This is a genomic window from Caballeronia sordidicola (assembly GCF_002220365.1).
Lineage (GTDB): Bacteria > Pseudomonadota > Gammaproteobacteria > Burkholderiales > Burkholderiaceae > Caballeronia > Caballeronia sordidicola_C.
On sequence record NZ_MTHB01000110.1, the window covers coordinates 108,112 to 121,033 of the forward strand.

Consider the following 12,922-nt stretch of genomic DNA (forward strand, 5'->3'; position numbering starts at 1 on the left):
TTCAGCCATGGCTATGTTGCTCACCCTGCTCAACTACGCAAACATTGCGATCCTCGTTTCCTCATTGGTCGAGGCGCTGCTGCTTACTGTGCGACTCGGCTGGCGCGGCTACGACTGGAAGGCAGCCAGTGTGTCGGTGGCCGACTTTCTATTTCGCGAGTACCCGTTGCGCTGGTTGCTGCCGCTCGTGTTCTGGAGCGATGCGATGAACTGGTTCTGGCAGCACAGGCTCTGGACTTTGCCGATGAACCATTGGAGTGGTTGGGTGGCTTGTTTCATTGGCCAGGAGTTCTGCTATTACTGGTACCACCGTGCAGCCCATCGGACGCGTTGGTTCTGGTGCACTCATGCCGTGCACCATTCGCCCAATCAACTCAATCTTTGCGCCGCGTACCGTATTGGTTGGACTGGCCGTCTTACCGGCTCGCTACTGTTCTTCGTGCTCGCGCCGCTATTCGGCATGCCGCCCCGGATCGTGCTGATGCTGCTTTCGCTCAACCTGCTCTACCAGTTCTGGCTGCACGCAACCTGGATCCCACGCCTCGGGCCGCTTGAATGGATTCTCAACACGCCTTCAGCACACCGCGTGCATCACGCGTCCAACCTCGAATACCTCGATGGAAACTACGGCGGCGTGCTGATCGTGTTCGATCGATTGTTTGATACGTATATCGCAGAACGTCGCGACACGCCGTGTCGCTTCGGTCTGGTCCGGCCAATGACGACCTATAACCTGCTGACCATCGAGTTCGATCACTGGCGCGCGCTGTGGCGCGACCTCTTGGCCGCGCGTTCCGTACGCGAGGTATTTGGCTACGTCGCCAAGCCACCCGGCTGGCGGCCAAATGACGAAGGGGAAACGACAGAAGATCTAAGGCGTCGTGCGGATCCAAGGTCCTTCGGCGCGGGGCAGCAATAGGGTTGCTTATCGACCCGGGAACGGACGGTCACGCACTTATCCGCGATGATGAAGTATTGGCCTGGGATGGTCCCGGCGCGGACGACATCGATCAAAAAATAACAGAGTGACCGGGATAAACAGCATACGCAGAGAATCCTTTTGTTTATGGTGAAGAAGTTGGACGTGGACCTCACGTCTCACGTCTTGAGGCTGGGCAACACGAAATGGCGCAGCACTTCGTCGGGCACTTGCCAGTCTTTCGGAGCGTTGTAATTTCCCGCTGTGACGACTACGACCAATGCGCGCGCCGGAACGATAGCCAGCAGCTGTCCGCCGTTGCCGACACCCATCACGTAGTGCTCGCCCCGAATTCCGCCCTTGCTCGGATAGGCGATTTCGCCGACCCGCCACAGGTAACCATATGACTGGCCGTCACGCACCGTAGCGGCGGGAGTAAAGCTCGCGTCGAGCCACGTTGCGGGCACGATCGTACGGCCCTCCCATTGGCCACGGGCGAGGACCAATTGCCCTATACGCGCGAGCTCACGCGGCGTCAGGCGTAGCCCGGAGGCGGCAATCGCCTCTCCATCGGTGCCTTTCGCCCATGAGAACTTGTCGATGCCAAGCGGCTCGAAAAGAGCCGAGCGCGCGTAGTCCTCGAGCGCTTGCCCGGTGCCTTTCTCAATCAGGCGTCCGATCAGTGCAACGGCGCCACCGCTGTAGATCCAGACTTCGCCCGGTGCAGCGACGATCGGGCGCTCAAGCACGTAGCGAAAGCGATCTTGCGCCGCGTCCATTGCCGACTCGCTGTTGGCCGGATCCCTATACGACAGTTGCTCGTTCCATTGCATGCCGAGCGTCATGGTCAGCGCATTGGCGATCGTGAGATCCGCCCGTTGAGGATCGCGAGCGAGGTCAGGGTATTCCGGGAACTGCGACAGGAGCGGCGTATCGACGGGCGGGACGCGCTTGTCCGCGAGCGCAATGCCGTAGAGCAACGACACGAGGCTCTTGGTGACAGAGCGCAGATCGTGCTGTGTGTCGGGACCGAACACGACCTGCCCAGCGCTTTCGCCCCGGGTTTCATCAAGGCCCGAAAAATAGCGCTCGAAGGCTATGTGCCCATCATGCAGAACCACGACGCTGTGCAGATTTTGCAGCGGGGTGGTAGCACGAAAGGCCTCGAATCGGGCCTCGAGGTCGGGTGCAAAGCCGGAAGCGGAGGCAGCAGGGGGCTTCGTTGCCCAGGAAGCAGCTTGGGCGAATAGCGGCATCTGGCTCGCTATCAATGCGGCGCCGGCTAGTTTGAATATATCGCGTCGGCTAGTAGTCCTGATCATCAACGTCTCCTTGTAGGCCCAGCGTTAGATGTCGCTAGGGCGTATTCTCGATACGGCCGCTACCCGATATGGCCGAATGCAACTGCGCCGGATGGCCGTGCAGTTTCACGACACCGCTGCCACGGATGGCGATGTCAGCGCTGTCCTGCGCCGCGACCTGCACTTCGCCGCTGCCATGGACCACGATCTCGGCAGATCTGGCCGAGAGTCCTTGCAGTTGCGCCTCGCCCGAACCCGCGACATTGAGCGCGACAACCTGCACGGCACCGCTCGCGACAACATGGCCGCTCCCCGTGATGCGCAGTTGCAGCTTCTGCTGTTCGATACCCGATAAAACGAGGTCACTGTTGCCTCTGATTGCCCATGTTGCGATCGATGGGGCCGTCAGCCGAACCGAGAGATGCGTGACTGGGGAGCAGCCGAGGCCGCTATCGAACCCGAGCCTGCCATCAGCAATGCGCACATGGCTGACGAGAGTGGAATCGCCGGTCACGGTCGCCTCGGCTTTGGGGCCGGGCTGGTAGGTGACAGAGGCCGGCAGATCGATATCGAGCCTGTTGTTCGCCTCGAATGGGAACGTCACGGAGGCAGGCGAGGTACTGGCCGGGTTCGCGGCATTGACGCCGCTTGCAGGTACCCGGTCGAACCACGAGGGACCACAACGCCATCCCCCCTTCGGCCACCAGGACGGGTCGCCATCCCGATGTGATCCGGCGAGCGAACTGCCGAGCGCAAGCAGAGCGATGGCGACGGTCGATCCCGCGACTACAAACAACGCCGGCCTTTTACTCACGTTCCACTTCTGCGTCGACATGTCTTCACGCGACGCTTGCTGCCTGTCCTGACCGGGTTCGAGCAGGTGGTAATGCAGCCGCATATAGCGTCCGAGCATCCGCACGCCCGCGCCGAGTCCCAGCAGCAGCAGCGAGCCGCCGACGACGAGGCAGGCAATCAGCCCGATGCCGACCACGAAGCGGACCACGCCGCCCACGAACGAGCCGCCGTGAGCGAAGAACACGACGGTGAAGATCATGTGCACTCCGACAGCACCGAGGGCCGCCAGACCGATGCCAAGGCCGAGGGCGAGGGCCGCCACGACGAGCAGCAGCGGCATCAGGAAGAAGATGTCGACCGCCGCGAGACCTGCCAGCGCAAGCATGGCGGTGATGAGGTTGCCAACGCTGCGATGGGCCTCGAATCGCCGCAGGCCGGTTTCAGCACGTAGCTCCCGGGCGAGCCGCGTTGGGTCGCCGAGAGCCTCGACGACCTCCGCCTCACTGCGACCCGACGCGCGCGCTTCGGCAAAGTGGGCTTCGTAGTCGGCGATGATCTCCTCGATCTCCTGCCTGGACAGACCGGCGAGTCCAGCTCGCAGAGTGCGCAAGAATGCTTCGCTGTTCACGTCTGGTCTCCGAGAAGTTGATCGACTGCGGCCACGAAGGACCGCCAGTCACGCCGATGCGCTTCCAGAGCGCCTTGGCCCATCGGCGTGAGCCGATAATATTTACGCGAAGGCCCGCTGGCCGATTCGACCAGGCGGGTTGCCACCAGCCCGTCGTTCTGCATGCGACGCATCAGCGGATAGATCGTGCCTTCGCCCATGCCGACGGCACTGGCGAGCGTGCTGGCGATCTCGTAGCCATAGCTCTCCCCGCGTGACAACAGAGCGAGTACGCACAGATCAAGTGCCCCTTTCTTCAGTTGAACCTGGATCGATTCGGTCATATGCGAACTCGGTGAATAGGTTAAACATATAACACGCTACCTGTTTATGCAAGGTAGCTGCGTCGATATTTATCAAGGAGGTGCCGCATGGGCTGACGAGTCGGAAATTTCAATTGAAAGGTGCGGGGGCGAGCAGGCCGCACATGAGCACTGTTCTACAAATCCCCGAAGGCATTTGCCCGCCCCAGTGCCGCCGTCATCGCGACACGTATCAATGGGCGTAAGTCGATTCCCAGCCGCCGCCGAGTGCTTTACAGAGAGTGATGAGGTTCGCGTCAGCAGTCGCCTTGCTTTGTTCAAGATTGCTCTGGCCTTCGAGCAGTTGCTTCTGCACGTTCAGCACGTCGAGATAGTCGAGTGCCCCAGCCTTGTAGCGCTGCTGAGCTACCGAGAGCGCGCGCTGGTTCAGGGCAACGACAGCCGTCAGCCGATCGCGGCGCCGCTGCTCGGCATCGTAGACGACAAGTGCATCGTCCACCTCGCGCCAAGCGTCAAGCACGGTGTGTTTGTAGACGATTGCGGCCTCCTGTTGCTGCGCCTCGCGAAGGTACAGTGTTCCCTTGAGGCGCCCACCCTCGAAGATCGGCATGGTAATGGAGGGTCCGACAACAAACTGTCCAGACGCCCAGTTGGCGAGGCTCGAGAGCTGCAGACTCTGGAAACCCGCGCTGCCGTTGAGCGATATCCGCGGATAAAAATCGGCTTTCGCCATGCCGATCGACGCCGTGGCCGCGTGCAGCTCCGCTTCCGCCTTCCTTATATCCGGTCTGCGCTGCACCAGTTCCGACGGAAAGCCGATAGGCACTTGTGCAGGCAGCTCGGGCACGTCATGCGGCTCGCCAAGCGTTTGCGCAAGCGCGCCCGGCTCCTCGGCGAGCAATACGCCGATCGCGTTGATCGTGGTCTCGCATCGCGATTCGAACGTCGGAATCAAACTCTCGATTGACTCCGCCTGCGCGGAAGCATTGGCGACGTCGAGATCCGTCGTCACACCTTCATGCACCCGTACCTGCGTGAGCTTCGTGGTACTGCGCGCCATATCAAGATTTTGCTTCGCAATCCGTAGCAATGATTGTGTATCGCGCAACTCGATATAGTCTCGCGCGAGTTCGGCCCGTGCGGACAACAACACGGCGTTTCGGTCTTCGTAAGAAGCGTCCGCCAGGGCGGATGCGGCTTCCACACCGCGTTGATTCCGGCCCCAGATATCCAGTTCCCAGGATGCATCGAAGCCAGCTTGATAGAGGTTATAAGCCGGCGAACCCTTGGAGCCCGGCAACGGCGCCACGCCAAGCGGCGTAGCCCCCGAAGCAGATTGCGATTGGGTTTTGGTTGGGCTGACCCCGAGCAGACCCAGAATGCCGTTCGGACTTCCGCGTTCGCGGTCGTATGATGCAGCGCTGTCAAGCGTCGGGTATTGCGCCGCACCCGCAACGCGCTGTTCGGCCCGGCTTTGCCGAAGGCGTGCCGATGCCGCGGCCACATCGAGGTTCGCATCGGCCAGTTGCTGTTCGAGCGCGTTCAACGTGGGGTCGTTAAAAAGCGTCCACCAATCTGAATTGAATCCGGATTCGGCTGCCTTGCTCGATGCTTGCGCAGACTGGGTACGATCAAAGACCTGCGGCGGCGCGGACGTCGTTGGACGTTCGAAATCCGGCCCGACGGTACAGCCCGCTATCACAAGGCACGCCAATATTTCCAGCACTAACGCGCTGACGGAAAAGTTATTCGTATTCATTTTCTATCTCCCTCTTCGGACGGCGCATCGCCATGCTGACCGACAGCGACTTCCGTTTCGACAGATAGCCCCACGCTTAACGCAGACGCCGCCTCTTGACCGCGGTCAATGGCGATCTTGACAGGTACGCGTTGGACAACCTTCGTGAAGTTGCCCGTCGCGTTGTCGGGTGCAATAGGCGCAAAGCTCAAACCCGTTGCAGGGGCGAGACTATCGACACGGCCGTGAATCACAACGCCAGGAAAGCTGTCGACCTTGATCCGCACGCTTTCACCAGGCCGCATGCTGGTGATCTGGTTTTCCTGGAAGTTGGCGACGACATAGGCTTCGGAAAGCGGCACGATCGCGAGGACCGGCGCACCGGGCGTCACGAATGCGCCAATCCGCGCAGAACGCCGACCAACCTTGCCGTCGACGGGCGCGTGAATCTCCGTATAGGACAGGTTCAGCTTTGCCTGCCCGAGTGCCGCCTCGGCGCGTGCGAGCGCCCCTGCTGCTTTATCACGCTGAGTTCGCAGTACATCCAGGTTCTGCTCGGTGGACGCCATCGCAGCCCGGTCGTGGGCCTGCTGCGCGAGCTGCTCGGCAAGCGTGCTCGAGGCGTGCTGTTGCTCCTGGGCCGTTCCTGCGCCGGCGTCCGAGAGATTCTGATACCGCGCGGCGTTGGCTCGCGCAAACTCGATCGACGCGTCGTCGGACTTGAGCGTCGCGCGCGTCTGCTCGACGAGCGAGGGCTGCCGCGCGATCTCGGCGTCGTAGTTTGCGACGGACGCCTGTGCCACAGCCACGTCCGCTTCCGCACTCATCAATGCGGCCTTGAAGTCACGATCATCAATACGCACCAGTAACTGCCCGGCTTTTACCGATTGGTTGTCGTCGACGAGTACGTCGGATATCTGGCCGGCGATGCGTGGCGCCACGAGCGTGAAATCGGCTTCTACATAAGCATCGTTTGTGGATTCGGTACTCGAGTGGCCTAACAGGCTTGAGCAAGCCAATGCGCCAACGCCGACTGCGACAACCAGAGCAGCAACACGAATCATCTTGAGAGGAGATCGAGCAATGGATGACATGATAAATATCGTCCCTTAGTGGGAAGAGGGGGGCGTGGCGCACCACGGCGGATAAATACGCACAGGTAACACTGGCACGAGGAAAAGAACGGCGATGGCAATACCCGCCATGACGCAATAGAGATCCGCCGAGGTCATTACCACTGCCTGCTCGTGGATCCGGTGTGCAAGTTCGCCGAGACCATGAGTTGCGTCGATGCTTTGGCTCGCCACGAGCGCGTGATTGCCCAAGTGGTCCACGAGCATGTTCGAATGAAGACGTTCGCGACCGGTACCCACCCCTTCGATGAGACCCGTCGCCCCAGCCGCGGAAAACGTTTTGAGCGAGTTGAACATCGCTGAAGCAAATGGACCGTCTGTCGGGGCCAAGCCCGTCGTCACGCCCATCAGGATTCCCAGGATCACCATCGGTTGCGCGACGATTTGTATGGATTGAAGCCAGTAGAAATTGCTGCGGATCCACTCGGACGTGATGAAGCTCCCCATCAGGCACGTGATGGTCATGAGGGACAAGCCAATTGCCATGACCCACCGGTGGTCGACTCGCCGCAGGTTCAGGACGGCGGCCGTCAGAGGAAGCGCGATCAATAGGGGGATTGCCACCAGCAACGACAAGGGTGCAGTCTGCAGCGGCCTGTAGGCGTGAACCTTGGCGAGATATTGGCCGGGGATTGCAGCCACGCCAACCAGCAGTATTACCGCGCCCACGAGTGTCATCAGTCCGTGCGTAAAGTTTCTGCGCGAAAGCAATTGCAGCTTGAAAAAAGGAAGCGGATGAAACCACTCGTTGGCGAGAAAAGTCACGAACAGCAGCGCCCCGCCAATAAACATCACGCGAATGAAATCGGAATTGAGCCAGTCAAGACGGTCTCCTTGCAGAAGGCCGGTCACGAGCATGGCGACAGCCGGAAACCCCGTCAGAAATCCGGTCCAGTTGAATGCTTTGAGCCGTTCGAGTTTGAGCGGATCGGGCGGAAGCCCCTGCTGGATCGCCACGCAGCATGCGATACCAAGCGGCACGATTTGCCAGAAGGCCATTTGCCAGCCGACATACTCGGTCCACAAAGCGGCGAGGGGTGTGCCGAGCGCCGGCCCGAAGGTGGCTGTGAGCGCGTACCCGGCGAGCCCGTATAACTTCACTTTGGGCGGAAGATAGCGCAGCGCCACGATGATCAACATCGGGGGGAGGCATCCGCCGGCAATCCCCTGCAAAACGCGCAACACGTAAAGCGTAAGCACGTTGGGTGCGAAGGGGCAAAGGATGCCGAAAAGCATCGTTGCAATCACGGCGCCGATCGTGAACCGCTTGAGCGTGAACGTGATCCCAAACCAGGGCGCAAACACCATCGTAGCGACATTGGCCGCCTCGAACAGAGCGCTCAGCCAGGTTCCATCGTCATGCCCAATCGAGAACGCGCCCTGAATGTCGGCCATCGACACTGCAGTGACCTGCTCGTTGAGGATGGCCAGAAGAGACGCAAGCAGCATTCCGACCAGGCCAACGGCAAGACGGAGCGAAAGCGCGGATTGCGTGAGCACCGGCTGCGCAGGAGCCTGTGTCCCCGGCACTGGCGCGGATGCCGACGACTGTACGATGGTCGGCGTTTCCGTTTCAGTTGCTAAAGAGTTGCCTGTAGTCATAGGACTCCCGTTTCCGATCAGGTTAGAAAGGATAGCTAACTAGCTGTTGTTGGAGGTCAAGCGAAAGACGAAGATCCTCCAGCACCGATAACGCAATGCGACCGGTTTACGCTTTCAGTTGCGCCTCTTTAAAGTATTGCGGTGCTTCCCGGCGATCGAACATGCCGTACTCCCGGATGATGCGGATAGTGCGCAGGCGCAACACATCCGTCGTCGCGGCATGGCGTTCGAACGCTTCGATTGCCGCTTGGTCGCGCCACGTGAGCACTGCGATCACGTCCCCCGGTGTCATCAGGTGCTCGAAGACGTCCCAGGAAACGAGGCCCGGCGCGCTTGTATCCACTCCAAGTGATTTCACCACCGCTTCCGCGTCAGCCTGCTTGATCCACTCCGGAGGAAATTTCCCATCATGCAGCGTCACTGCCGTGCCTTGGCCTGTCTCGGTGACATCCAGACGCTGCTCACGCAACACCTGTCCGGCGGGCAACTGGGTATCGCTGACGGTCTGGCCAATGCGCAAGCGATAGTCGGAAAACACCCGGTCACGCGCAGCTTGCATGATCTTGTGGTGCGTCTCCAGGCTACGCCAGCGTATGAGCGCCTTCTCGTCGCGCCAGCTCGACAGCGAAAGAAGCCATCCATCGCGTGTGAGACTTGCATAACGGTTGTTGTCTATAAACCCGTCGATCTTCTCGAGTTCAGGACGCAGCATCTTGGCCATGCCGAGATAGGCGTCGAACTGTTCGGGTATGGGGTGAACTTCAAGCATCGCGGTAAACATGGGTGCCTCTCTCGTTTGGTTGGGCTTTACAACATGGTCTAATTGTCCGAGACAGGCCCATTCATAGGGGTTCAAGCTAGTCAGGTATTGGGCCAAAGAGTGGATGAATCTTGCCAACCGGGCCGCCGATGTCCTGATAACCATCACGGTCTGAAAGAGTCCTTTGCAAGCTGATAAGGCAAACTCCCCTGACGCGCGAAAAACATAAACAGCGGCTTCTTGCCATGTCGGTGGATCACAGCGCATAAAATCACGACATATGAACGCGGGGAGCCGGGGGAACGAAATGGACAAATTGCGTGAGATGGAGATTTTCGTCGCCATCGTCGACCGAGGCAGCTTTACTGGTGCGGCTGACAAAGTCGGAATGTCGTCCGCTGCGGTCTCGCGGGCGGTCAGTTCGCTGGAAGCGCGCCTCGGCACACCGCTGCTTGCCCGGACGACTCGATCGGTTCGTCCGACCGATGCAGGAATGACTTACCTTGAAGCCTGCAGGACGGTGTTGGACGCCATCACGGATGCAGAAGCCAACATTGCGGCTGATCAACTCAATCCCGTAGGTACGTTGACCATTTCAGCACCGGTCCTGTTTGGCCAGCGATATGTTGCGCCTCTGGTCAACGCGTTCGCGCTGCGTTATCCGGACGTCAGCATCAATGCGGTGTATGCCGATCGAACCACGCGGCTTCTGGAGGAAGGGGTGGATATTGCCATCCGTGTCGGCCACCTCGGAGACTCCTCGACATTCGCCATTCCGTTGGGTTCTGTGCGGCGTCGGACGTACGCGGCTCCCTCCTATCTCGCCGCGCACGGGGAACCCCTTCACCCCCGGGATCTGGCCAATCATCACTGTGTGTCCTTCACGGGCGTCTCGCCGCCGCTTGAGTGGGTGTTCAACGAGAACGGGTCAAGGTTGCCTGTCCGACTTCGGCCGCGGATGATTGTCGACCTGGGTCCCGCTGCCGTTCTCGCCGCCGTGGACGGTGTGGGGATAACCCAGTTTCTGTCGTACCAGGCGGCTCCTGAGGTAGACGATGGCAGGCTCCAGGCTATCCTGAGCGCATTCGAGCCCGAGTCGACCCCGGTGAGCCTGCTGCATGTAGAGAGACGAAGCACCAGCGGCAAGATTCGCGCTTTCGTCGAATTCGTTACCGAGACGCTACGCAAAAACGCGCACCTTCAGGGTGTGGACGCTACCGCAATGCGAACGTCCCGGTAGGCGGCCACCAACGCACCGAGGTTGAACGCCCTGTTCAGTCCGCTTGGATTGGGGACGACCCACGCGCGAGCGCCGCCGAATGGCTTGGTTTGTAGCCCCCAATCGATATCGCGCGAACCAGAGATCGCCGACAACGCCATCTTTCCGAGGAAAACGATGTTTCGCGGTGCGTACTGCTCGATCTTTCGCCGGAATCCATCCCCGGCCTGTTCGATCTCCGATCGCGACAACTCGGCGGCCTGCGCCGTTGCTCGCGGGACCACCGTGGTGAGGCCGCAGCCGTATCGAAGAATCGTGTGGTCGTCTTCGGGACGAATCTGTTCGGGTGTAAAGCCTGCAAGATGCATGACCCGCCAGAACCGATTGCCTCTGCCCTCAAAGTGATGACCTGTCGATGCCGCACGCATCCCTGGATTGATTCCGCAGAATATTAGCGACAAGCCCGGCTCAAGCAGGTCAGGAAGGGCTTGTTCGGAATCAACGGCAATTACAGATGAGACAGTCATTGAAAAGAGACTTGCTTGCGGGCGCCGTTATCCGCCCATGGCTGCTTGCCCGCCTCGCCGCGGAATCGTTGCCTATATTGCTTCGGTGTTACCTCCAGCCGTCGGGAGAAAGTCGTGCGCATATGCGTGGCACTGCGAAAGCCGCATTTAAATGCTACGGTCTTCAGCGGTGCATCCGTGTCTTCCAGCAACTTCCTCGCGCTGTCGACGCGAACCTGCTCTACAAACACGGACGGTGTCACCTTGGCATACTTCGAAAATAATCTCGAGAAGGTCCGTCGGCTCACTGCAACCGCTTTCGCGAGCTGTTCAATCGAGAGCGCATCGGTTATATGCTCTGTCACATATCGGTGCACCTTGCGGATAATCGGATCTTCGTCTCTCCCCGCTCCCATGTACGGGCTGTACTGAGACTGGCCACCTTCCCGCTGGATATAGACGACAAGACGTTTTGCGACATGCACCGCGAGCTCGTGCCCCCAGTCTTCGGCGACCAGCGACAGGCACAGATCGATGCCGGCTGTCACGCCTGCCGAGGTAAAGAGGCGTCCGTTACGAACGAAGATCTTGTCGGGCTGCACACATGCCTGCGGAAATTCCTGGGCGAGGCGGCCCGCGTCCGCCCAGTGAGTCGTCACTTCCTTGCCATCAAGCAGCCCCGCGTGTGCGAGCACGAATGCGCCATTGCACACGGAGCCGAACCGTCTCGCGTCTTTAGCCTGATTTTTCAGCCACTTCAGAAAGTCATCTGACAGTTTGGCGTCAGGCAATTGCGGCCCTCCTGCGATCAGTAGCAGGTCCCATTGCGTGTCGAGATCCGCATAGCCAAACGGCACCGACAGCCCCATCCCGTTCGAGCAGGTCACGGTCCCGGCGCGGGAGCCTATAAGGGAGACTTCATATTTCTGCTGTTCGGAAAGGATTGTGTTTGCTTCCGCGAACACGTCGAGGGGGCCCGCAACATCGAGCGACTGCACACCATCGAATATAACAATGGCGACTTTCATGCCGTGACCCTTCGTGGAGTTGGTGGGCCCGTTTCCAATACCGGCCATTCCGTTGGCTTGACCCCAACGAGTGGACCAAGCCTGCCAATGGGTACCAACGAGCGATAAGGAAGATTACCGCAATAGCCTGAAAATGGGGACGTACTAGCCGGTAAGAGTCTTTTGCGTCAGCGTAATGAGACTGGCCTCGAGCGGTGTTCAATGGACATCGCCTTTTTGACGCTACTTAACGAAACGTAGGACGTTACCGCCGCGGTGCCGCTGGCCCAAATCTCACGTTGATTGGCCTGGCATGGCCACATCCACGTGTTTCCTCCCTCATGCCGGCTGATTAGACTTGAGTCTCATGGACGCGGCTACAGGCGTTTCTTCAAACGTCGCGGTCTACGTTGATACGGGACGCAAACCCAAGGACAGATTCATCATGTTGAAAGTACGCCAGCCCTCGCTTTACCTCGCCAGACCTGACGCGGCGAGATGCGTGGCGCGCTTACGCAGTGAATTCGAGGAGTAACGGCGCATGCATGTTGCGATGATGCTGTACGTCAGATTTCGGCTGCTCGAAGTGACGGGCCCAATGGATGTTTTCCTTGAAGCGAATCGTTTGTGCGGCGCAACGCTGTACGATCTGCATCTCGTGGGGACGTCCCCGGGGCCTTTCCTCTGCTCGAATGGCGTAGCGGTGGGTACCACGGAGTGCCTGGTGGATTCGCACATTTCATTTGACATTGTCGTAGTGCCGGGTTCCCCGGTCATCAAGCCAGGGCTTGGGCATTGCGAACGGGTGGACCGACTCAGTGATGCAGGACGCAGGGTGCGAAGGCTCGCGTCGGTGTCCAACGGAGCGTTTTTAATCGCGCGCGCCGGCCTTGCCGACCATCGCGCGGTGACCACGCATTGGCGCGCCAAGAGTGACGCGATCCAAGAGTGACGCGACCCAAGGGCACGACGCGATAGGGACTATGCGTTTCGTAGCTGCCGCTTGATTCTT

Annotated in this window: 12 protein-coding genes; 3 read left to right on the forward strand and 9 right to left on the reverse strand. The window is 59.8% G+C overall.

The window, feature by feature from the left end:
- The first annotated feature begins 7 nt into the window (after positions 1 to 7).
- Positions 8 to 919, forward strand: coding sequence for a sterol desaturase family protein (locus BSU04_RS17645; RefSeq protein ID WP_089161987.1), 912 nt, complete (start codon positions 8 to 10; stop codon positions 917 to 919).
- A gap of 179 nt (positions 920 to 1,098) precedes the next feature.
- Here the strand turns inward: BSU04_RS17645 and BSU04_RS17650 are convergent, their stop codons facing one another.
- The 7 genes from BSU04_RS17650 to BSU04_RS17685 all read right to left on the reverse strand — a co-directional run bounded on the left by BSU04_RS17650 (position 1,099) and on the right by BSU04_RS17685 (position 9,199).
- Complete coding sequence (locus BSU04_RS17650; protein WP_218827303.1) at positions 1,099 to 2,241, reverse strand: serine hydrolase domain-containing protein; 1,143 nt, start codon at positions 2,239 to 2,241, stop codon at positions 1,099 to 1,101.
- Positions 2,242 to 2,275: 34 nt separating this feature from the next.
- Positions 2,276 to 3,643: a GIN domain-containing protein gene (locus tag BSU04_RS47125; RefSeq protein ID WP_218827304.1), complete on the reverse strand. Its 1,368-nt coding sequence runs from the start codon at positions 3,641 to 3,643 to the stop codon at positions 2,276 to 2,278.
- Positions 3,640 to 3,954, reverse strand: a complete 315-nt coding sequence (locus tag BSU04_RS17665) for a PadR family transcriptional regulator (protein WP_373452842.1) — start codon at positions 3,952 to 3,954, stop codon at positions 3,640 to 3,642. The genes BSU04_RS47125 and BSU04_RS17665 overlap by 4 nt, the downstream gene beginning before the upstream one ends.
- A 223-nt stretch (positions 3,955 to 4,177) precedes the next feature.
- The gene (locus BSU04_RS17670) at positions 4,178 to 5,704 is read right to left on the reverse strand and encodes an efflux transporter outer membrane subunit (RefSeq protein WP_089161820.1); all 1,527 of its coding nucleotides are present in this window, start codon (positions 5,702 to 5,704) and stop codon (positions 4,178 to 4,180) included.
- A complete protein-coding gene (locus BSU04_RS17675; protein WP_089161821.1) occupies positions 5,701 to 6,777 on the reverse strand; it encodes an HlyD family secretion protein in 1,077 nt (358 codons plus the stop codon). Before BSU04_RS17675 ends, BSU04_RS17670 begins: the two co-directional genes overlap by 4 nt.
- 15 nt (positions 6,778 to 6,792) lie before the next feature.
- On the reverse strand, positions 6,793 to 8,418 hold the full coding sequence (locus BSU04_RS17680) for an MFS transporter (RefSeq protein ID WP_089161822.1): 1,626 nt from the start codon (positions 8,416 to 8,418) through the stop codon (positions 6,793 to 6,795).
- Positions 8,419 to 8,524: 106 nt separating this feature from the next.
- Positions 8,525 to 9,199 carry an antibiotic biosynthesis monooxygenase family protein gene (locus BSU04_RS17685; RefSeq protein ID WP_089161823.1) on the reverse strand — a complete coding sequence of 225 codons (675 nt, stop codon included), beginning with the start codon at positions 9,197 to 9,199 and terminating at the stop codon, positions 8,525 to 8,527.
- A 286-nt stretch (positions 9,200 to 9,485) separates the two neighbouring features.
- On the opposite strand from BSU04_RS17685, the gene BSU04_RS17690 reads away from it, so the two are divergent.
- Complete coding sequence (locus BSU04_RS17690; protein ID WP_089161824.1) at positions 9,486 to 10,418, forward strand: LysR family transcriptional regulator; 933 nt, start codon at positions 9,486 to 9,488, stop codon at positions 10,416 to 10,418.
- Here BSU04_RS17690 and mug read toward each other — a convergent pair.
- Both mug and BSU04_RS17700 read right to left on the reverse strand, forming a co-directional pair.
- Positions 10,379 to 10,924 carry a G/U mismatch-specific DNA glycosylase gene (mug, locus tag BSU04_RS17695; RefSeq protein ID WP_089161825.1) on the reverse strand — a complete coding sequence of 182 codons (546 nt, stop codon included), beginning with the start codon at positions 10,922 to 10,924 and terminating at the stop codon, positions 10,379 to 10,381. The genes BSU04_RS17690 and mug overlap by 40 nt on opposite strands.
- On the reverse strand, positions 10,921 to 11,931 hold the full coding sequence (locus BSU04_RS17700; protein ID WP_089161826.1) for a GlxA family transcriptional regulator: 1,011 nt from the start codon (positions 11,929 to 11,931) through the stop codon (positions 10,921 to 10,923). The genes mug and BSU04_RS17700 overlap by 4 nt, the downstream gene beginning before the upstream one ends.
- A gap of 520 nt (positions 11,932 to 12,451) precedes the next feature.
- On the opposite strand from BSU04_RS17700, the gene BSU04_RS17705 reads away from it, so the two are divergent.
- On the forward strand, positions 12,452 to 12,862 hold the full coding sequence (locus BSU04_RS17705; protein ID WP_089161827.1) for a DJ-1/PfpI family protein: 411 nt from the start codon (positions 12,452 to 12,454) through the stop codon (positions 12,860 to 12,862).
- Positions 12,863 to 12,922 lie beyond the last annotated feature (60 nt).